This is a genomic window from Lysinibacillus sp. FSL M8-0355 (assembly GCF_038008985.1).
GTDB classification, from domain to species: Bacteria; Bacillota; Bacilli; order Bacillales_A; family Planococcaceae; genus Lysinibacillus; species Lysinibacillus fusiformis_D.
Genome location: NZ_JBBPAI010000001.1, coordinates 3,372,274 through 3,394,332 on the forward strand (window position 1 = coordinate 3,372,274; position 22,059 = coordinate 3,394,332).

Annotated in this window: 21 protein-coding genes and 1 pseudogene; 8 read left to right on the top strand and 14 right to left on the bottom strand. The window is 33.4% G+C overall.

Annotation, left to right across the window (positions count from 1 at the left end; genetic code table 11):
* Positions 1-114 precede the first annotated feature (114 nt).
* Positions 115-810 (top strand): response regulator transcription factor, encoded by a 696-nt coding sequence (locus tag MKY46_RS16325; protein WP_036124263.1) that lies wholly within the window; start codon positions 115-117, stop codon positions 808-810.
* A gap of 112 nt (positions 811-922) precedes the next feature.
* Here the strand turns inward: MKY46_RS16325 and MKY46_RS16330 are convergent, their stop codons facing one another.
* The 4 genes from MKY46_RS16330 to MKY46_RS16345 all read right to left on the bottom strand — a co-directional run bounded on the left by MKY46_RS16330 (position 923) and on the right by MKY46_RS16345 (position 5,449).
* Positions 923-1,384: an SAM-dependent methyltransferase gene (locus MKY46_RS16330; protein ID WP_036124271.1), complete on the bottom strand. Its 462-nt coding sequence runs from the start codon at positions 1,382-1,384 to the stop codon at positions 923-925.
* A gap of 91 nt (positions 1,385-1,475) precedes the next feature.
* Positions 1,476-2,666 carry a Ger(x)C family spore germination protein gene (locus tag MKY46_RS16335; protein ID WP_036124261.1) on the bottom strand — a complete coding sequence of 397 codons (1,191 nt, stop codon included), beginning with the start codon at positions 2,664-2,666 and terminating at the stop codon, positions 1,476-1,478.
* Positions 2,663-3,760 (bottom strand): spore germination protein, encoded by a 1,098-nt coding sequence (locus MKY46_RS16340; protein WP_036124259.1) that lies wholly within the window; start codon positions 3,758-3,760, stop codon positions 2,663-2,665. Before MKY46_RS16340 ends, MKY46_RS16335 begins: the two co-directional genes overlap by 4 nt.
* Positions 3,761-3,781: 21 nt before the next feature.
* Entirely contained in the window at positions 3,782-5,449 is a 1,668-nt protein-coding gene (locus tag MKY46_RS16345; RefSeq protein ID WP_036124257.1) for a spore germination protein, read from the bottom strand.
* A 405-nt stretch (positions 5,450-5,854) separates the two neighbouring features.
* On the opposite strand from MKY46_RS16345, the gene MKY46_RS16350 reads away from it, so the two are divergent.
* The 6 genes from MKY46_RS16350 to MKY46_RS16375 all read left to right on the top strand — a co-directional run bounded on the left by MKY46_RS16350 (position 5,855) and on the right by MKY46_RS16375 (position 12,567).
* On the top strand, positions 5,855-6,859 hold the full coding sequence (locus MKY46_RS16350) for a hypothetical protein (RefSeq protein ID WP_036124255.1): 1,005 nt from the start codon (positions 5,855-5,857) through the stop codon (positions 6,857-6,859).
* A 641-nt stretch (positions 6,860-7,500) separates the two neighbouring features.
* Entirely contained in the window at positions 7,501-8,628 is a 1,128-nt protein-coding gene (locus MKY46_RS16355) for a hypothetical protein (protein ID WP_036124253.1), read from the top strand.
* Positions 8,629-8,802: 174 nt separating this feature from the next.
* Entirely contained in the window at positions 8,803-10,293 is a 1,491-nt protein-coding gene (locus MKY46_RS16360) for a serine hydrolase domain-containing protein (RefSeq protein ID WP_036124251.1), read from the top strand.
* 484 nt (positions 10,294-10,777) lie between these two features.
* Positions 10,778-10,969 carry a YjcZ family sporulation protein gene (locus MKY46_RS23835; RefSeq protein WP_036124248.1) on the top strand — a complete coding sequence of 64 codons (192 nt, stop codon included), beginning with the start codon at positions 10,778-10,780 and terminating at the stop codon, positions 10,967-10,969.
* Between the two features lie 330 nt (positions 10,970-11,299).
* Positions 11,300-12,085: a hypothetical protein gene (locus MKY46_RS16370; protein ID WP_051891677.1), complete on the top strand. Its 786-nt coding sequence runs from the start codon at positions 11,300-11,302 to the stop codon at positions 12,083-12,085.
* 17 nt (positions 12,086-12,102) lie between these two features.
* Positions 12,103-12,567 carry a hypothetical protein gene (locus MKY46_RS16375; RefSeq protein WP_036124246.1) on the top strand — a complete coding sequence of 155 codons (465 nt, stop codon included), beginning with the start codon at positions 12,103-12,105 and terminating at the stop codon, positions 12,565-12,567.
* Between the two features lie 455 nt (positions 12,568-13,022).
* On the opposite strand, the gene MKY46_RS16380 is transcribed toward MKY46_RS16375, so the two are convergent.
* From MKY46_RS16380 to MKY46_RS16395, 4 genes are all read right to left on the bottom strand, one after another.
* Positions 13,023-13,604 carry a hypothetical protein gene (locus MKY46_RS16380; protein WP_036124244.1) on the bottom strand — a complete coding sequence of 194 codons (582 nt, stop codon included), beginning with the start codon at positions 13,602-13,604 and terminating at the stop codon, positions 13,023-13,025.
* A gap of 639 nt (positions 13,605-14,243) precedes the next feature.
* A complete protein-coding gene (locus tag MKY46_RS16385; protein ID WP_036124242.1) occupies positions 14,244-14,855 on the bottom strand; it encodes a hypothetical protein in 612 nt (203 codons plus the stop codon).
* A 34-nt stretch (positions 14,856-14,889) separates the two neighbouring features.
* On the bottom strand, positions 14,890-15,492 hold the full coding sequence (locus tag MKY46_RS16390) for a hypothetical protein (protein ID WP_036124240.1): 603 nt from the start codon (positions 15,490-15,492) through the stop codon (positions 14,890-14,892).
* Between the two features lie 267 nt (positions 15,493-15,759).
* Positions 15,760-16,245 carry a DinB family protein gene (locus tag MKY46_RS16395; RefSeq protein ID WP_036124239.1) on the bottom strand — a complete coding sequence of 162 codons (486 nt, stop codon included), beginning with the start codon at positions 16,243-16,245 and terminating at the stop codon, positions 15,760-15,762.
* A 509-nt stretch (positions 16,246-16,754) separates the two neighbouring features.
* On the opposite strand from MKY46_RS16395, the gene MKY46_RS23840 reads away from it, so the two are divergent.
* Positions 16,755-16,868, top strand: coding sequence for an IS3 family transposase (locus MKY46_RS23840; RefSeq protein ID WP_445299964.1), 114 nt, complete (start codon positions 16,755-16,757; stop codon positions 16,866-16,868).
* A gap of 99 nt (positions 16,869-16,967) precedes the next feature.
* Here MKY46_RS23840 and MKY46_RS16405 read toward each other — a convergent pair whose 3' ends face one another.
* From MKY46_RS16405 to MKY46_RS16430, 6 genes and pseudogenes are all read right to left on the bottom strand, one after another.
* Positions 16,968-18,428 carry an IS1182 family transposase gene (locus MKY46_RS16405; protein WP_340833939.1) on the bottom strand — a complete coding sequence of 487 codons (1,461 nt, stop codon included), beginning with the start codon at positions 18,426-18,428 and terminating at the stop codon, positions 16,968-16,970.
* A 206-nt stretch (positions 18,429-18,634) separates the two neighbouring features.
* The gene (locus tag MKY46_RS16410; protein ID WP_036125924.1) at positions 18,635-18,862 is read right to left on the bottom strand and encodes a hypothetical protein; all 228 of its coding nucleotides are present in this window, start codon (positions 18,860-18,862) and stop codon (positions 18,635-18,637) included.
* Positions 18,863-19,054: 192 nt separating this feature from the next.
* A complete protein-coding gene (locus MKY46_RS16415) occupies positions 19,055-19,591 on the bottom strand; it encodes a hypothetical protein (protein WP_230593913.1) in 537 nt (178 codons plus the stop codon).
* 51 nt (positions 19,592-19,642) lie between these two features.
* Positions 19,643-20,275, bottom strand: a complete 633-nt coding sequence (locus MKY46_RS16420; protein WP_036125919.1) for a hypothetical protein — start codon at positions 20,273-20,275, stop codon at positions 19,643-19,645.
* Between the two features lie 378 nt (positions 20,276-20,653).
* Positions 20,654-21,367, bottom strand: coding sequence for a DUF4145 domain-containing protein (locus tag MKY46_RS16425; RefSeq protein ID WP_036125917.1), 714 nt, complete (start codon positions 21,365-21,367; stop codon positions 20,654-20,656).
* A 199-nt stretch (positions 21,368-21,566) separates the two neighbouring features.
* A pseudogene (locus tag MKY46_RS16430) lies at positions 21,567-21,846 on the bottom strand (tyrosine-type recombinase/integrase); the annotation flags it as partial.
* Positions 21,847-22,059 lie beyond the last annotated feature (213 nt).

A 22,059-nucleotide genomic window follows, 5' to 3' on the forward strand; every position in this document is an offset into this window, starting at 1 on the left:
AAATACAAATACAAGAAAATACTGGATTTCCTTAGCTTAAATACTACAACTTACAGAAAATATTGAAAATTCCTTATTTTAAGCGTAGTATATACTTAAAAAAGGGGATAGGTCATGTCCAATCTTTATACCATTCAAAAACGTTTCGACACGGTACAAAGTTATGCCAATCATGAAGAGCTGTTGATACATATTTTGCAGGTATATTTAGATTCTTTTCCTATCAAAGATGCCTACTTATTAAGGTATTCTCCAATAGGCTTTGTAGCTGAAGGAATCATTTTTTTGAATGAATCTGGAGGTAGTCATATCGGTGAAATTCGAGAGGAGATTCGTAGCTTCCCTATTATTTATGCTGCTATTGAGGATAAGAAGGCTAAATTTTGTACAGGAATGGATTATTTAAAAAATATAAGTATTAAATATTCTATTCCCTCACAAAATAATTCATTTTTAATCATTCCCATCTTCATTGGCCAATATGTTTTCGGCTATATTTGTAGTACACAATTGGAAGAGGAAATCGCTATAAATGAAAAGCTATTGGATGACATGACAGCTTTTGGAAATGTTATTGGTCAGCTTATCATGCAAACTAGAAATAGCAAAAAGGAAGGCCTTCTTAGCAAACGTGAGCTGGAGGTGATGAGACAGGTAGCACAAGGGGGAAGTACGAAGGAAATTGCAGATTTTATGGATTTAAGTGAATTAACTATTACCCAATATGTCAAATCTGCTATCAAAAAATTACATGCCAGAAATCGTTCTCATGCCATTAGCATTCTTTATCAAGAGGGAATTATTCTATAAAAATTCAGGGGGAGCATGCAACTCCCCTCGATTACTACACAAGTATGCTCTGCATCCATTGCATAATGCAACAATTTTCTTAGACTCAAATGTCTTCGCTTTAACAACTTTATTACCCCCAGTAGGCCCTCATTAAATCTATTGACCATGCTGGCTGTTGAACATCCTTTTTAGGTAAAAACTCTTTCATCACAGGCTTTATATCTAGTATAGGTGTGCCATCAATGGCATCTAGCCCTTGGACGATTAATGCTCTTGGTTTGACCTCTAATAACTCAACGATTGTACTTCCTAATTTATTGGGTCTATTCTTACCCCTTTGCGCGAAAATGCCGACCTCGGGATAATTTTGATAATTTCTAGGATGTCTCGCCTCATATTGGATATGGTCGTCTGTAACTTTATCAAAATAAAAAATAATTTCTAGATGAGAAAAATCTCCTATTCCTTTTAAGGATGCCTCCTGGATATGATCAGCAAGTTCAATAGTTGAAATAATCTCTCCCCAATAATCATCTTTGATCATTTGCCGATTGTTATAAACTGTAGCGATTGATTGAACGATATATTGCATGTCTTTTATCTCCCATCTTTTCGAATGTTTAATAATACGGACTTTAATTCCAGTATATACAAAATAGACAAAAAAAAGATGATTAACCTCGTTAATCACCTGACGTCCCATAATCTTTAATGGTTACATTCACTTCACATGTGATTGGAACCTCACTAAATGTTTGATCCCAATCTTTTTTTATTTTTTGCCATACCTTTGGATAATCTATTCTTATTTTATTGCCAAATCCAGCAACATCCGTTTGAAATTCATGTTGCGTTTTTTCCAAAACCTTCTTCACTAATCGTTCAATCTCTTTTTCAAATACTTTCTCCGCTTTTTTCAAAAATCGATTGTCAAATGCCTTATCTGATAGGACCCAATGTTCAGAGATTCTACCCTCTGTTTGAATTTTTATGGTAAAAGAGATTTGATCGTCCTTTATGAGAGGAATAATTTTACTTTTAGCTGAAATAATTTCATAGATAATGGGTGCCCCTGACTCCTCATCAAAGCCTTTGACTAAACCACCTTTCCCTTCGCCTGTTATCCATGCAATTCCTTCCAAGTCACTTTCATTTAAAAAGCCACGCAACTTTTTCGTTTTGCCTTCAATGACAGCAGCTCCTGCAAACCTTACTTCCCCATCTTCCGCTAACACATTTTGCAATAAAAAGCTTGAGTCTGAATAGAGCTTTCCTTCTAACTTGGCAACGGTCATCGGTGGTAAAATCTTAGTCGTCCTTTCATGCCCCTCCATCATTTCCACTAATTGAAAAGCTGGAATTTTCGTTGGTTCATTCGTTTCAAGTGCCTGACTTGCACGATTTTGAGCAATAAGGAGCAGGCCACTCGGTCGTATTTCTAATTCTCTTAGAAAAAAATCTAGTGTTTGTTGAAGATTGACGGTACTGGCTAAATCTTCCCCAATAATAATCACTTTGGAATGTTCAGCAAAGGAGCGTTTATCAACTTTTAGAAGCATATTTCGTAATGTTGGCAACACCGCATCGCCCGTTTCAGTGACATTTTTATATGCTTTTTCAGGTAAGGTACCCTCTTTCGTTCCAGAAACTGTTGTCTCTGATGTAATGAATTGATTGGTAATTGTTAGCAGATCCCTATTTGCATATCTAGCATCTTGTTGCTCCTCAGAAGATACATCACCTGTTTCTAAATCCAATGATGTGCCTACAATAATACCTAAATCCTCAATCTCTTTACTACTCCAGCAACCAGTAAGAAGAAAGGATACAGTCATTAATAGAAGGTATCGGATATATTGATGTTTTCGCTTCATGCTTTATTTCCTCTCCATTTCGATATAAGGAGTAAAATTATAGGTACGGCACCAAATAAAATTAGTGCAGCATGGCCAATCTTATCGCCAAATGTAAAAAGATCATTAATATTTTTTGGCGTCATCGCAATGATATAAATAATCGGTAATAATCCGTATAAGAAAGGATTCATACTTTTCTTAAAAAGTTGAGCTAATCCTAAAGCAGCTGCATAATAGGTAATCGAGAAGGTAGCAAATATTTGCATAATCCAGATGACCAGTAAAAACGACTCAAAGCGTTCAAAAATTAATCCAGGAATTTCAAAACTTCGCATCAATTCAATCGTGGGCCATGTCCTTGTCATAACCCCTTCAATGGATAAAGCTCCAATAACCATAACAACTGTAATAACATAAAAAAGTAAAGGAATCGTTATGCCCACTAGTACAACCTTTACAGCTTTTGATTTATCTGATGGATACATAAATGCTACTATAAGCAGCATAATTTCAGGACCTAAAAATGCCAGTGTCGCTGTTTTGATCCCCTTTAACATGGGTACAACACCCAAACCTAATACTGGTCTAAGATTATCGATTTCAAAGATTCCTAAGCTTAAAAAGGCCACGAGCAAAAAAATCACAAAGGTTATAGGGAAAATGATTTCAAACAAACGAGCAATTGTATTGATGCCACCACTAATCAAATAAATCCCTACCCACAAAAAGGGCAAAATGATAGCCCATGTAGGTGTTCCTTCTAATAAGAAGAGAGAGGTTACTTCAGCCATTATGCGAACCTCAAAAGCAGAAATGGTAAAAAAGTAGACAATTACACATATACTTATGAATGAGCCCAACCATTTCCCTATAATATCTTGATTGTATTGATAAAATGTTTTGTCAGGATATTGTTGGCTTAGCTTGACAATAATTACGCCCGCAATCATGGCAACAACTCCACCTAAAAAAACACTAATCCATACATCCGGCGTTTTTACTTTTTCTACAGATGCACGAGGTAAGGTAAGAATTCCAGTGGCAAGAATATAGTTAATAATAATAACAACTGCTTGTGATGTCGTTATTTTATCTTTTAAAGTGCTGTTCATGGCTGTTTTTCTCCTTTCCTCTTATTTCCCTTTGCGGATAGAATCTTTTGGCTTTAATAATCTCGGACGATGTTTCATCACCCTGAACGGCATACGAACCATAAAGTCTTTCCAGTCACCTGCTCTATACGGAACAGTAGGACTAAGATATGGTACGCCGAAGCTCTTTAGTTTCACTAAATGACTGCAAAGGAATAAGAAAAATAGGATGATGCCATATAGTCCAAATAAAGCAGCAGAAAACATTGAGACAAATCGCAGCATTCGTAGCGTGATGCCAGCATTATATTGAGGAATAGCAAAGGAAGAAATGGCCGTTAATGCAACAACAATAACCATAATTGGACTAACAATTCCTGCCTGTACTGCTGCTTCTCCAATGACAAGCCCCCCAACAATTCCCATTGTCGGACCAATCGGCTTAGGCAAGCGAAGGCCCGCTTCTCGTAGTATTTCAATGGCAACCTCCATAATGAGAGCTTCGATTAATGCTGGGAAGGGTACCCCTTGCCTTGTCCCCATCATGGACAACGCTAGTTTAGTGGGGATTAACCCCTGATGAAACGACACAAAAGCAATATACAAGGATGGTCCAAATAAAGTGATACCTGCAGCAAAATAACGAAGCAAACGGATAAGAGAGCTAGGCAACCAACGTTCATAATAATCTTCTGGTGATTGCAATAACATATTAAATGTGACAGGTACAATTAAAGCAAAGGGAGTGCCGTCTAATAGAATTGCAACTCGTCCTTCCAGTAAAGCTGCAACAACACGATCAGGACGCTCGGTACTCTGTACTTGCGTAAACGGACTAAGATAATTGTCCTCAATCAATTGCTCAATATAACCTGATTCAGCTACATCATCCAAATTGATTGTTTCAATCCGTTTCCTCACCTCTTTGACGAGATCAGGTTCCACAATTTCATCTATATAGGCTAAGACTAACTGTTTTTTTATTCGCTCCCCCACTTCCATTTCAATAATAGATAAATGTTGGTTTTCACCATGTTGCCTCAATAAAGAAGTATTGACACTTAATTTTTCCGTGAAGCCCACCCTTGGTCCACGTACCAATGCTTCAGAAACAGGCTCCTCAAGATTTCGAGTCTTTCCATGTGCGGTACCAATGATAAATACACTCGGTATACCGTCAACAATTAATACAGTAGAGCCAGTTAATACCTTTCCCACGGAATTCATGACATTCGATTCATCTATAAGATCACTCACTGGTAGGATTTCATTTGCAATCAATTGTTGTAATTCATAACCTCTTATCAACGTGGAACTTTCTGAAAGTCCATTCATTAATGATTTTAAAATATGCTTGTCAATCAGCTCTTTATCGCATAACCCTTTAAGAAAAACGATAGCTGCACGATTACCAGTATTTCCAATGTGAAATTCTCTGAAATGAATATCCCAATTATGACCAAGTTCTTTCCTCATTAGTAAGAGATCTTCACTGTAATTACCTGTAAATTGCTCTAACGTTTTTTGAATAGGTTTATGCACCGTCTCACTTTGATCACTATATTCTTTTATATCAATTTTGCCGTTGCCCTTTTTGACAATAAAAAAACCATTAAACAATTTGAAAATCAAATATGGAATGAAAAATGCTAAAAAGCCCTGAAAAAAAACTTGCCAATGCGGCACATAGGAAATCACCTTTTCCCACATATTGATCACCCTCTTTAGTACAATCGTACAGAGTATCCCTACATGTTTTTAGCATTATCTAAGCAACGGCATTTTAAACTTCTAATCCCCAACATTCTTCACAAAACAAGACATCTGATCTTTGATAGTCATAAAAAAACCAGCCTCAAATAATTTGAGAACTGGTATTAATAAATTGTTGTAGTATTGGATAAGTTGACTTGTCTTTCCTAAGTATTCTTCAATATCGATTCTACTTACTTTCTAAATCCAATTTTCTTTAACGACATTGATTTCATGCGTTATGAGCAGGACTCCCCATTCCCCTCTCATGCCTTATTTCCACCTTTAATGTTTAGGATAAATGAAATCTATTAAATAGGATATGGTATACTAGCTACTATGAAAAATTAGAAGGTGAAATTTATGCTAGAAGTCAGTGAAAGTAAATTAGCACAATATAGTCTACATTTTGTGAGCGAAACACTTATTTTAGGAGAAGAAGCCTTGTCTCAACCCGAAGTCATGCTAGAAGCAGCCTTTACACAGCTTGCATTTAGTAAAATAGATATGGAGCAGCAATACGAATTTTTCCATGAAACCAATATTGAGCTTAATGAAGTTTTTACGTATTCTAAGACTATTTTTGAACAGAACAGTAACTTTCTAGAACAGTCACAAAATATGGCTAGGCACTTACATAGTGTCTCACAACATCCAAACATCAAAAGCGGTGAACTGTTTATTGGTTTGTTCGAAAATTGTTTACTATTGAATGAGGCTAAAAAAGTTATTGCCATTGTCAAAATTGATGAAAAAGAAATATTTTTAGATGTAAAAAATGACCACAATCAAATGATTATCAACGGCGTTGATGGTATTAACGTCAAGAAAATAAATAATATGGCTATCATTGTTGATATGGGACCAGATCAAGCACCTGCTGTGTTTATGAAAACGAAACGTAAAGAAGATATTGTTTATTGGCAAGAACGATTTTTAAAAATTAAAGCAGCAGATGAACATTATCATAAAACGGATTTAGCATTAGCTGAATGTAAAAAATACATCTTAAAGGAAGAAAATTATACAAACACGGAGAAGCTGGGACTTCTGAATAAAACACTAGATTATTTTAGAAATGAAGAGGAGTTTCAAGTAAACCATTATATCAACACCGTATTTGAGCAAGCAGATGCTAGCCAAAAAGATATCATCATCAACTCAGTCAAACCCTATGAAACAGTCATTTCGGACAGTGCTTTAGAAAAGGCTGAGAAGAAGTATAAACGTAAAATCAAACTGGATGCCAACATTGAAATACAAGTAAATATTCAACATATCGATCAAATAGATGAGCTGATTGAAGTTGGCTATGATGAGGCAACGAATCGTAAATTCTATAAAATCTATTTCCAGGATGAACAGTAGAAAGGGCATTCACTTTTTATGAAAGCTGATTTAACATAAACAGATAAAAATAATGATTCCCATTTCAGACTACCCGCTGTCCTGTGGATTGGCGTTAAGCTACTTCCTTCGCTATCTCTACGTGCAGGGTCTCAAAAAGGCTCGCTTACCCACTGGAATCGGTAGACTTTCACTATAGTCAGTAGTAGTGGAACATTTTAAACATTAGAATTCAATTGATGTTCATCAGAAAGTGCTCCTAAAGCTAACAATTAGGAGCACAAAGCTAAAACCATCATACTCTGCACTAATGCCTTCGTTACTCGTGCAATTCCAAGGACGTACTAGGTCGTAATGGAAAACGCTCCTCTCCTTGCAGAATAGTAACGTTCAGTTCTCTTTCTCCCTATAGAAAACACTTTCGTCATGTCCTTGTACATATACTCCTTCCTTCAATCTAAAAAAGACCCAATCTTTTGTGTAAGTTGTACTGTAAATAATGGCTATTTTTCAAAGCAATCGGGTACTAAAAAAGAGAGGGCATGACTTGAACTCCGCTCTTTTGATTTCTTTAAAAATTTTTAAAAAAGATAAAACCTTTTCAATTGGTAAAACGTCTAATTATTGGTAACACAAGTTAACCTAAAGGAGAATTGATAAACATGAAAAAACCTGTTAAAAAAACATGGCTATTGGCTTCAGCACTAACACTAGGAATGGCTGTATTAACACCGCTGCAAGCTGGTGCAACATCTGTGGAAACAACAAATAATGTCATAATGCAAATAGAACAAAAAATACAAGGTACCGTTAAATATTTTGGTGGTGATGGCCTTACCATCAAAGGTACAGATGGCAAAAATTATTATATTGGGTTACACAAATTCTCTGATCAGCAAATCGAGCAATTGAAGCTAGTGGAAGGACAGGAAATTTCAGTTGAAGGTAGCATTATAGAGGATTACTCGGACTTCTATACCTTTGATGTGTACAAAAAATCACTACCTAAGGGCGTAACGAAAGAAGAGTTAATCCAATTAGAAAAACTCTTTCATGACATGAAAAAAGCAGGAAAAGAAGAGAATTATGAGGAAATGGAACGTCTCTATCAAGCGATGGATAACATCACAAGACCCTATGAATTAGCAAACTGGCAACCTGAGCCGTTTGAAGAATTTATCAATGAAGCAGCATTTACTGAAAAGAACATTGTTATTAAAGCTCAAGATAAAGAGCAGTTGAAAACTCTTTATACAGAATGGATAAAATTCACAAAAGAAGATAAAACGGAAATGGCACAAGAAAAAATAGATAAAATTTACACGATCCTTGAGCCGTATCACCAAGAGCTGTATCCGCCACTAACGTTTGAGCAATACATGGCGGACATGGAAGTAGATTTGACAAAAGAGGAACTCACAGAGTTAAAATCTATCTATGATGAAGCTCAAAAAGCAGATAAAGATAAAAACGAAGAGTTATCAATGAAGCTTTGGGATCAATTCTACGAAAAGTTGAACTCACATTTTAAATATGAACAAATTTCCTTTGAAGAATATATGGCTGATATTGAATTCGAAATTAGTCAATCGGATTACACAAAATTAAAACAACACTATGAAAAAGCTGTTACCCTTGAGAAAGATGGGGAAGAAGAAAAAGCTGGTGAGCAATGGGAAGCCTTCTATAAAATTTTAGATCCTTATTATGAGGCCAATAAAGATATTCTCATCTCTGCATCTAAACTCATAATTAATGGGCAAGATTTACTTCCAGAGCAAACTAAATAAATTTTATTGGGGCTCTCCTATTGATATAGGAGTAGCCCTTTTTGAGTTTTCTGATGTGACAAAATTGTCATGTTATCCCTCGAATAGTCATGCTAATCGATGGTTTGACCATATTTTGGTTGTTATAGTAATCCATGTTGTAACAAATATATTTCATTCTAAGGAGAAAACAACATGACACGATTAATGAAAAAATCGATGATGATTGCTGTAATATTGATCTTTTGTATTTTGATACCCAAATTAGTACAGGCAGCATCAAATGATACAATTAGGAAAATTGATCAATTTATTGAGGAACAGCAAACCATTAGCGAAATCCCAGGCCTTTCGGTAATCATTGTTGATAAAGGGAAAACGGTATATCAAAAGGGCTTTGGTTTTGCAGATATGAAAACAAAAACGCCTGTCACTCCTCATACCCTTTTTGAGCTAGGCTCCACATCAAAAGCATTTACGGCGCTTGCTATTCTGCAATTAGAAAATCAAGGTTTGTTAAAACGCTCTGATAATGTTAAAAAATATATCCCTTGGTTATCATTAGCCTATAAAGGGGAGGAACAGGTCATGACAATTCAGCAGTTATTGTCACATACAAGCGGAATTCCCTCTAATTCAATTACTCGTATTCCAGAAAGCACGGCTGATAACGCCCTTGAGCTAACGGTCAAAACATTACTGGATCATCCATTAAATCGCAAACCAGGTAGCTCCTTTGAATATGCAACGATTAATTATGATGTCTTAGGACTAATTATTGAGCATGTTTCGAAACAGCCATTTGATCAATATATCCAGCAAAATATTTTACAACCTATTAACATGGATCAATCTTTTGTAGGGGTTCATCAAGTACAATCTAGTAATATGGCTTCTGGTTATAAAATTGGCCTTATGAGAGAGCAGGCATATATACCACCTGTCTACAGTGGGAATATCCCTGCTGGCTATATCATCAGTAACGCCAATGATATAGCGAGATGGTTGAAATTACAGTTAGGAAACAGCGAAATCTATTCACTCAGTAACAATCTCATTCAAGAATCCCATATTCCCGATCAAACAGTGGAGCCTTTTGATACGAATACTTTTTATGCAAACGGTTGGGCAGTTGTTGAAAAGGACAATAAACCATATATTTACCATGCTGGTGAAAATCCAACCTTTACTTCATATTTCATCATGCAACCAGATGAACAAATAGGCGTAGCTATTTTAGCCAATATGAATACAAGTTTTACAACAGCGATTGGACAAGGGGTCATGGATTTATGGGAAGGCAAAACGATTCAAAATCAACATGTTAGTAGCTATCAAAAGCTAGATAAAATTGTAACAATTATAAGTGCTATCGTCATCGCAATTAGTATTTTCTTCTGTTACCTATTATTTAAAAATATTCAAAGCCTCTATAACAAGCAACGTGGTTTGGCAAAATTAAATTACAAAAGAATATTCCTTTTATCTGTACATTTTGTACTCGCTACTACACTACTGGCCGCGATATTTTTTACGCCCACTATTTTACTCGGTGGCCTAAATTGGACATTTATCAAAGTTTGGGCTCCCACTTCTATTACGATATTGTTGTATAGCACCATTGTGGCAAGTTTCCTCTATTTTTCACTAGGGTTTACACTCATTGCTACAAAAAAGAAAATCTAGATAACGCCTACATTTTCGATGAAGAAAAGAAGGATAGTTCGTCACAATCAATGGATATATTTCACACAATTAAATGATAGATAAGAATTTTATCCATCTATTTTCATTGTAGGTTGAAAATTAAATGGTAGGTCCAAACAGGAAAGGTCACCTCTATACTTTTTAAGATTCTATTCGTAATGCTGAGGAGATGACAGAAGACTTTCACCTGCGCAAATTAAAAAGGCAAAAAGAATGGGTAGTCTTATGAATTGAACGATGAATGGTAAGTTGGTTCGCCCATATTGCACTAACACTAAATAATAATAAAAGCGGCGTTTTTGAAACTTGACATTTATTTTTTTATAAAAGCATCACCGCTTCATTTAAGCTAAAACACTAGCTACAATTCTGGATTGGGTCATTATAGAATAATCAATTAGACGAATACCCCTCTCCTTTCAATATCCCCACATACAATAAATTGAAGAAAGGAGAGGTCACAATGGGATACTTTGGAAACACAGGCGGTTTTAATTGTTGTTACGGAGGCTATAGTCAAGGCTTTGGTCAAGACTATGGCGGAGGTTATTGCATGGACTACGGTAAAAATAATAGTTCCACATTCGTTTTAATTGTTGTTCTATTTATTCTTTTAATTATTGTAGGCGCAACTTTCGTGCAAAAAGAATATTAATATGAATCATCTTTCACTGTAAGAAAACGAATATAAGCTAGTGCCTTCATTATTGGCAACTATCGATCATGTCGTTACTCAGCACCATAAGAAAAGGGTCACCTCCAGCTGGTGACCCTTTTCTTATGGTGAGAACATCTTGTTGATGTCATTATAAAACTTGCCTCGTCAAATTTTGTTAGTCCACGTAAAAAGCCAGTTCTTTTCCAAGCTTTTCATCATAAATAAATCTTATTTAAAATGAAGTTAATAACAAAATTTTACTATTGATTGTTTTTATTTATAACAATATACTATAAAATGTAAAAAACAAAAAAGGAGTTTTGTATTATGGTTTCTAGGATTACCAATTATTCTTCTAATGACTATACGATCACTTCAGCATCTAACTATGATAAAATATTTGTTAGTGCCGAAAGATTAAAAGCAGAGGGTTATAATGACTCAGTAACCATCTCTAATGAATCGAGACAAAAACATTTAGTTGCTAAACAATCTTCTTCGAATTTATTAGATAAAGTAAAAGATTGGACTAATTCAAGTGTTCAATGGTTAAAAGATGCTGGTAATTTTGTAAAGAATGCAGTAAAAGAAGGTATAGACTTCCTTGTACTGGACGATGTAAAAACTATTTTCAATCCCGATGCTGGAGTAGTTGATAAAGGACTTGCTATCATTTCTTTATTTCCAGCAGGTAAAGTCGTAAAATCGGGGAAAATCTATAGTTTATTGAAGAAATCCGGTAAAAAGGATGAGGTAAATGCATTAGCAGGATTAGGGAAAGTTCAAAAGTTTAATAGCAGAGGAATCTTAATGGATGGAAATTCTAAGACTGGATGGCAACATATTGATAAAAGACATGTGTCAGGAACTGCTGCTACAAAAGGGACAACACTTTTTCCAAAACACCTTGGTGAGGCGAAAATTAAAAATTTAATTATGGAGTCTCTAGAAAAAGGACAATTAGCAAGTGTTAATCCAAAAGATGGTACTATGGTATATAAATATAAACCTAATAAATATGGTATTGATGAAATGACAACAGTTGTGACAGATAATTATGTTATAAAAACTTCTTACCCAACCAGTGGGAAATCAGTCATCACTAAAAAATAATTAGAGGAGAGCACTACATGCGAATAAAATTTAATGTCGATGAAGATATATTCGTTTTAAAAAACGAGGATCTTGGTTATGATTACTATTTCGATAGTTATTTAGAAGTATTAGTTAGTGATGGAGATGTCGAAGAATTACTCTTTTCTACAACTATGCACAGTACTATTGTAATTGAATTAAATGAGTTATTAATACGACTTCATCAAACAAATGAAGTACAAAAATTAGACCCATTTGGAAACGCTAATATTATTAGCTTTGAAAAGAAAGGTCATAATCTCATTATTACGAACTACAGTCAATTATCTGGTAATAATGAATGGGTACATACTTTCGATTTATTCGATTTTACAAGTGCTTATATTAATGAATTAAAGAGATATTTAAATTCTTTGATGGCGGTAGATAGTAATGTAATAAAATATAAAAGTTTTGTATATCTTAAAGAAGGGTTAGACTCATTACAAGCAATTAATTAATAATAATGGAGTAATTCCCTTCCAAAAACAGAGAATCATATGAACTAACCCCATAAAAGTCAGATACTAATTTAAACTTTTATGGGGGTTTTTTTATTCAAGTAGTCTGGCGATACTGCATCTATGATTGAAATTGCGAAAAATAATCTTAAACCTTCTAGCTTTCCTTTAATCAGTTCATTTTTTGTCAAACCAAGCTTTATAGACTGCTTGCTGTAATCTAGTAAGGAGCGAGAATGGAAAGGGTATACTTATCTATTCTCAACTGAATTTGGTAAAGCTTATCTTCGTTACTCCTTCAGTAGTGATGGGATTATATTATAAAAAAATCCAGATTCGTGTTATCGATTAACGACACACTTTTGCTAATTTATATAAATAGTTATTTAATCAAGAAGCAAGAATGTAAAAACTATTTGATAATTAAAGTTATCTTATAAACATATTGTAAGGCTTTATATACTTGTTCCATCCGTAAAGATTATGGATTTAATTTTATAGTTAAAAGTCATATTCTCAAATGGTAAATTATAAAAGCGCATATCTACATCATTGAATTGATTTAAATCAACAGCAGTATTAAAGTTTGTAGAACCATTTGCAGGAATAACATCCCATTCATATTTCATTGCTGACTTGTATACTAACTCGCCGAACATATCATAAAAATATGTTTCTGCTAAAAATCCTTTAATGTCTTTATCTGTGTGATTTATATATTTCATAATAAAATTTAATTCATATCCATAGACATTATTATCAGTACTAGGATCTCTAGGAATAACATCTTCTAAAACCAATGTCAAAGATGTATTTAAATGATTGTCTTCATCAGTCTCTTCATTAGTGGAAGCTTTCTCGATAGCTAAATTATCTTGATTTGTTGTTACTGCTTTTTCCTCTTGATGTAAAGTCTCTACTTTTTCTTGTTCATTCTCACCTGATTTATCAACACGCTCTTCTTTCTGATTACATGCTGATAGAATTAAAATATACAATAAACATAGTAATAATAACTTTATTTTACTCTTTTCCATAATAATTCCTCCATATATGTATTAATCTATATGGTATCATAATTAGGAAATTCCACTCAATACAAAATAATCATTTTAAGTGTTAATAATATAAATCAAATTAAAAAAATGTCCTTGCAATAAAGCTAAATAACTAGGAAAAGAAAATATGACATCTACATTGCATTTATAAATATAGCTAAGCTACTTTCCCAAAGAATGAACTTATTTTAAACAAGTAAATTTTTCACTATACCTTAGCAAACTTTTTTAATATGTTATTAATCTTAACAAAGCATATTCGTCTACACATATTGTTTTCTCATGAACGTAGCAAACGATATTTAAAATGACTACTATGTTATTTGAAGAAGATTTATTACCATCTAGATGGCTTCACGCTAAATGTTTTTTATCCTCCTTGTCGGAGAGTTGTGTGCCGAACAAAACTATACTATTAGATACTTTTGAGGTAACTGTAGCTACCTTGAAGCTTGATTGCTTCCTATTTTAGGAGATATAAAGATAAGTTGAACAGCCTTGTATTACTCTCATGGCTGGCTCAAACGATCGTCGATTTGGATTACTGTTCGAATAGTTGCTGTCTCTTTTTAACATAGTAAAAAGCACCCAAATAGGAGTGCTTAATACAATAAATAGCTATCTAATTATTTGTTCATACGTTTTCCCTTTTACAGTAATTATCGCTTTAAGCGGCTTCCCATCCTGCTCTACTTGTTCTGGAACGGAAGCTAAAAAATGTAGTGTACCATTTTTCAGAGGTTCAATTGATGTAATATTTGTAAACGTGAAATCTGATCCACCTCGATTTTCTATTGTTGAGAAAGTCTTGTATTCGTATTTTCCATCATAAATAATTTTTACATCTACAAATTCATTAGATGTTTGACCTGTTGTTAGTAAACTTTTTACTAAAATAATTGTATCTAAGTATACTTCCCCCTCCTCTTCATTTTTGTAATATGTATACACAGAACTTGGATTTGGTGGTGAAATTTGTTTACCAAAAATATTGTTGTTAATTGTGATTTCTGCATAATTATCAACTACTAATACATTACCTTTAGTAATCGTCAGAACTTCCTCTACCTCTGGTTCATTTTCTTCATTATTTTCAGATGCCTTAACTTCTTCCTCTGCATTTTTCTCAACAGACTCTTTTGTTTTGTTATCTGAACTGCTGTTTTTATCACTTTGACCACAAGCTACCAATAAAATAGACACCAATAATAATAATCCTAGCTTTTTCATGACAACTCCTCCTGTATATTAGGTGCTCTTCAAGTTACTTATCGTTATTTTCATTTAATTCATCTGGATAAACCATAGTATCAAATACTTCTCCATTTGATTCATCTTTAATATATACTGTGACTTTATAATGTTCAACGTCTGCACCGTTAAATAATTGGTAGTACATGCCTGCTAAAGCAAGCCCAAAGGATGCCAGTGCATCGAAACTACCTTCAAACTTTTCCTTATTTACTGTGAGTGTAAACTCAGAAAAAGATTTGTTATAAGCCACATCATTTATAGAAGTAAAATCTTCACTTGTTTTAAGTTCTTCTACACTTTTTACTATTCTTTCTTTTAATTCCTTCATCATTTTTTTGTGCTCGGATTTAGACATTTTATAAGTTAAAGATCCATCATCATTCTTAATAACTTCCTTAATTCCACTATTTTTTGCCTCCGAAATAATAGAATCTATGTCTTGTCCCTTGTAAAGTGTAGCCGGTATGGTAACTTCAACATTTAAAAGTCCTTTATCCACTTTTAATGTTTCTTCTGATGCTTTATCAGCACCTTCTTTTTTCTTACCACTCTCATCACCTTGGCTACAAGCTACTAACAAAATACCTAATAGCAAAATAAGCAATTTTTTCATTTATTCAAACTCCCTTCTCCACAAATATACATGGATAATCAAGGTAATTCTATGATTATTTTCATATTTCTACACTTTTTACTCCTATCAATAAAAAAACACCCTCATGCGAGAGTGTCTGATATCTAAGCTATTTTTACTTTTTCTATCCATTACTATGTTTTCATTTTCCTCTATCTAAAACCTATTTTTATAGCTTTTTATCAATCAGTATATTAAAAACTTATTAAATCTTTCCATCTATTTATATTTATTTGGTCACTACCTCTAATCCTTCAATGATGAAGAGAGACCCCGTCTAATTAGGTTTGCAGAGATAGGCTCTCTCCCCATCTCTCTAGCCCAAATTGATAACTGTCCTATATGATGGATTTCATGTACAATCGTATGTCGAATGACTTCACCCCATGTATGCGTCTCAATCCTTCCATCTGCCAATGTATTATGGAGTAAACGCTCTTCCATACTGTCATCCCATTGGTTTACAAAGTTTTCTACTTCTAAATGAAATTCAGCTTCCAATTTACGAACCTTTTCCAAGCTATTATATTCCTCAAAACTCTCCTGAAAATCAGTTTTACCTTGTAAAAGTCGTATCCAACTCCATTCGACATCAATTATATGGAAAAGTGTATGTAATATACTTCCCATTCCACCAGGTCGGTTTTGCAAAAGCTCTTCTTCACTCAACTCGTCGCACCAACGAAACCAGTCTTCTCTTACCATCCAATTATATTTAAAAAGTAATTGCAAAAAAGTTCCTCCTTAATTAAAAATGATTGAGTCATCTCAACAAGTTACTACTTCTTCATATATAGTTAGGATTCCTTCTCTTTAATTCCTTCAAATGTGAGAAATTCGTACGCAAATCACGCTATAAATTATATAAAGGCACTGTTTGGGAACGTTTAAACCGTCGTTTCAGTACCGTATACCCTTCAAAAAGTCGTAACAGACATATAGACGAAAAAGCCTAATACTGGATTTATATAATGGTGAGATTATTGCTTTAGCATATCAAAATGCCCGACACTCGATTTTGTGATGGGTTAGTGCTCCTAATCATTCATGAACGTGTAAAATACCATACGACCATTCACTCAGATCAAGCGTGGCATTATCAACATAATTCGTGGGTGCAAACATTAAAACAAAACAAGATTTTCCAAAGCATATCTCGTAAAACAACTTGTGCAGACAATGCCGCAATGGAGAACTTCTTTGATTTACTCAAACAAGAAATATATGACGTGGAAGAATGAATCTCCTATGAAGCGTTAAAAAAGACAATAGAGAAGTTTATCGATTACTATAATAATGAACGAATTAAAACAAAAACTGGCTGGCTTGAGCCCAGTAAATTACGAGGCCACTGAAAAACTTGCGTTTTTTATAAATAAATTCGTTTTAGAAAAAGATAGGGCGCTTCTTGTTCAATTTTGAACAGGAAACGCCCTATCTTTTTCACCTATTTATTACCCTTTTCCATTCAGAAGCTTTAAGATTCTTTTTAGATTGACAGCGAATATCGTCGTTGCTCCCTGAATTTGCATGCCAAATGAACCCGCAGCCGATGCTTGATCGTACCCGTGTTTATTTTTTAACTCACTATTTTTTGCTTCGATTTTATAACGTTCTCGAGCTAAGCGTTTAAATTCTTCTGTTTCTTGAAAAGCTTGTTGGTCTAAATGTTCTTCTGATTTAATGGCAACAGAATAGGTCTTAGTTTTTGCACCTTCTTTAAAACACCCTTCTCGGAGTGGACAGACCTTACATTTTTCAATGTCAAAAAAATAAACCATTCTTGCACTTGCTCCTGGGTGTGAATCTGGTTTTTTACTTTTTCTATTTGCTAAATGTCCTGCTGGACATACAAATAAACCTGCATCTTTATTAAAGTCAAATCCTTTTCCGTTTCCTCGCCCATTTTGAGTAATCATTGGATTTAACTTAGAAATCAGTTGAATGCTTTGTTCTTTTGTATAAAGTAAATTGTTTTTCCCTGAATAAGCTGTGTCAGCGATGACTGTTTCAACTTCCATTCCTGTTACTTTACTTTTTTCAATCAGTTCTTGTAGATAATGTCCATCTGATTTTTCACCTGTTGTAACGACTGCTGCTGTAATTATACGTTCATCACTAATTGCTAAATGTGTTTTATAACCAAAGAAAGAACTGTCTGCTGTTTTATGTCCTACTCGTGCATCGGTGTCTGTTGAATAATTTAGATGTTCTTGCGTATCTTCTACAGCTTCTTTTAACACGTTCAATTTTTCCTTTACAGCTGGTAGATGAGCGATTTGTGGTTTATTTTCAATAATGGCAATCAATCTTTCACAGTAAGTTAATTCATCTTTTACTTCGTTAGAAGTATTCTTCTTTGGAAATTTTTCTTTCATGGATTTATCAAATTGATACACTGCTTTGCGGGTATATTTTGATTTTTCTTGTAAAAATTCTTTCGGTGATTTTTGGTTATAACGTGCTTTGGTATGTGTTGCGTCCACAATGATTGTTTTACTTTTGATAATGTTCTTTTCGAGTGCGATTTCAACTGTTTTTCCAATGAGCATATCTAATAAACTTACATTTTGAAGACGCAGTCTTCGGAATTTTGTGAGTGAACTTGAATCAATCACGTCATCTTCTGGCGCCATACCTAAAAAATACTTGAAAGACATGTCATATTTTGAACGTTCGACAAGGTCTACATCAGATACATTAAAAATGGCTTTTAACAATAAGTACTTAAACATTCGAATCGGAGGAATCGCATTTCTTCCATTGTCTAAACAATATTTTGTTTTCAATTCTTCTAAAATGAATGAGAAATCCACTAGTTCGTTAATTTGACGAAGCATATTATCTTTTGGCACGACAATATCGTAAATGGCCATATATGGACTTAAGTTGAAAGTCTCTTGGTTTGAAATCATTGGGAACACCACCTGCATTTAGTCACTCAATTATAAATTAAAAAGGCGAGGTATTCGACGATTCAATCGTCGAATACCTCGCTAAGTGGAACCAGATGAAGTTTTTCAGTGGCCTCGTAAATTACCGAACTCATGCCAGCCAATTAGCTGCATAACTAAAACTTTAACATTAAAAGGTCACTACCTTTGGATGTGACTTATTATGATTAATCAAATTCTACAGTGTCTTGCACTACTGATACCTTATAAACATTTTTAGTATTAATTAATACCGTTTTATAATTTTCTGTTTCAGTAAATGAATACCAGGACTTCTCATTGAATCCATTAGTAATTTCTTCTGCAAAAGTTTCTTGTCCAATATTTGTCTTGATTTTATATTCTTCTTCACGACTTTCTTCAAAGTAAAACTTTACAGTATATTCATAATCCATTAACCAACACCCCCCATCTATCCATATCATGGGACAAATAGGATGGAAGTAATCAACGCTTTTGATCAATTCACACTGTTTTTTTGCGAACTTTCCTAGTATTAAGAAATTCATTTTCTTACTTATTTATTTTTATGAGTTAACAAAATAAAAACCACACTCTTTTTTGAATGTGGCTTTAGTATTTATTCATTAAAAAAAATCACCTTTGAAAAAAGGTTTTATTCCAACTTCTCTAAATAAATATTTTATTGGATGGCAATCATTGACCAAATTTCTGTTGGGAATTAAAATTTCCTCCCTGAGTTCTTTAAATATTTCTGGATTAATTTCCGGAAACCATTCTTCATAACTCAAATGTTTATCTTTCTCTATCAGAAGTAAATAAACAACAATAATTTCAAACATATAAGGAAATTCTCGTTTAATATTTTGATAGTTATCTAACAATGAAGTTATATAGTCCTCAAAATTAAAAAATTTTGCTCCTTTTTCATTGTTATATTGTAAACGTTCCTTTTCAGGTTTAAAGACAAAAGTCGATTTATTATACCAGTTACCTAACATGCATGTAAAAAGTAGTAATGCATATTTTTTAGTTTCTTGATCCTCATCATTAAAATATTTAAAATATTCATCGTAAATATAACTCTTGGCAGTGGTAAAATACCCAATTTCAATCCCAGAAATAGTTTGTTTCACATTTTGTATAATTTTATTATTTCCCATCCCATAGTCACTTTCTTTAAAAATTTCCATAATATAGATTGTAACATAAATTTAAAATACAGGGAACATTGATACTATAATCCAATCATACTTTGAATATGACCCTGACCATGAACTCCCTTTTTGAATTGCAACCCTAACTCTTTGTCCTTCTTTAAACGAAACAAATTCTTTTGTATAACGATCTTTAACTGTAGGATCTTTTATCAATTCGTCTGTTCCATTTATTACTTCCATTGCAATATCCATAGTTTTTGCTGGATAATAAGCATATTTGAATTGTGTTTTCCATTCACTATTTACTTGAGTTTCATATTTTATTTTTCCCTTAGAAAATTTCATATGATACTCGTAAATATGACAATAACCGTAATTTCTAGTTTTAGCTGCTGGCATTACAATCTTTGAACCAGAGGATGAAGTAGCCACCTGATCTTTCATCGGCGACGCTGCTTTCATTGCCTCGCTCTCTTCAACAAAGTTTATTTCATCAGTTGGGATTTCGCCTTCAGGCACTTCTATAGGTTCAAAACCGTCAATTGGACTTAGGGTGTAAATACCACAGTAATTTTGTGCTTCTTTTTTTACTAACTCCGATAAAATATCCTCATTAGCTTTTGCTGTTACAGGAACTATCAATATAGTCATAAATAGAGCTATCAATAATCCACTAAATTTCTTCATTTTTTTCACTCCTTTATTTTTTCAACACAACATAATTGTATATTTTTACATAATATGTTTAAATAGTGTTTAATTATCTTTTATCAAATGACAAATAGTTACAATTAATAAAATGCCAAATAACCAATTTATTTCTAAAAAAGAACCTCCATCCTTTATATGATGAAGGTTCCTACATTGAATAATCTAATTATTTCAAATCAAAATTCTACTATGATAATATTTAACTTACAATAATGCATGACTTAAGTAGTGTTTAGTTATTATCACTTTATATTATCTTACTTGTCTTGAGGGGATAGGAGAGCAAGAGGAGAAGTGCTTGAAAAATACCTACTATAAAAAAAGGAGCTGCTTACTCAGACTCCTGATAAGTAGCTACCTTCTTGGTTCTGCCATTTCTAATTTGTATTTCTCAGTTGTTAATTCCATATCTATATATTTGCAAGTAAGATCTATTAACATTTTTAAATCTTGAACATCTTTATCTTGCCATTTTCTCTCATAATGAGTCTCATCATTACCTAACCATGCAGCTCTTTCTGTAAGAAAGACAATATTTTGGGAAGGAATATACTCCTTAATGCATGGCACTAGAAATTTCTTCTTGATATCCTCCTCATCTGATGGATTTAGCTTTATGGCATAGTCCTTTACTAAGAATTCAATTGCTTTCCTGTAACCTACTCCACAAATTAAATCTAAGCCTTCCTTTTCTGCATGCTTAGCCTGATTATAAATTGTAACAAATTTAGGTGACAACTCTGCTATAGTTTCTGCAAAATTTTCATCAAATTTAGCTGATGGGTACAATTTTATAAGTTCATAATATGGTCTATCACCTTGATAGCCAAGATGTTCATATTCTGCAAAAAATAATGAATTACACTCTGGTCTTGGGCAACCACATAAAACTTCTTCCAATTTTTCATGATCACTAATCCATTTTTCATGTACTAGGATGAAATAAGGGGAAATGTGAAAATTGCATACAGGGCAAAGGTTAGGATAAGGTTCCATACCTCTCATAAATCTTTTAATATCTTCTGCTGACTGAATGAAATATAATTTTTCATCAAAATTTACTGGCATAAGTCACCTCTGCTAAAGTTGTTTATTTAATTATATTACATATATTAGTAATTGAAAAAATCTTTTTAAAGTAATATTGAGAATACTAGCTTTACTATCAAGACATGTAAGCAGAATAAAGAGGCAGAGTATCCAGCTCTGTCTTTTCTGTATGATAACAAAGAAATTCTCCTGCTAAAACAGCAAGAGGAAATGTCTTTTATAAAAAATCCCTCAAATTATCAGCTACTTCCTCAACATCAATATCTAGATATTGAGTTGTAACAACTAAATTTGAATGTCCTAAGGCTTTTGAGATCAATGCTAGATTTCCCCATTCTCTAACAAACTCTTTGCATAACCCCTCCTTAGAGCATTAGGATTGATATTACTTAACCCATACATCTTTGCATATTTGTTAAGTTGCTTAGAAATGGCATTGATGTTGTCCCTTTGAAACTGATAAATAAATAGGAATTTTTCTGCTCATAATATTCTCTAAAACTGATTGAATACGTTGTTCAACACTTACTTTTCCCATAATATACCTATCCAATATGTGTGATTCATATTTCACAAAAATATTGGAGGTTATATTATGGCAAAATTAGAACTACGTTTACGTACATTTTTACCGTTTAAGTATGTAGAACATCCTCTTCACCAAAAAACTTCACGTTTCCATGGTGATACATGACATAATGCTGATTGGA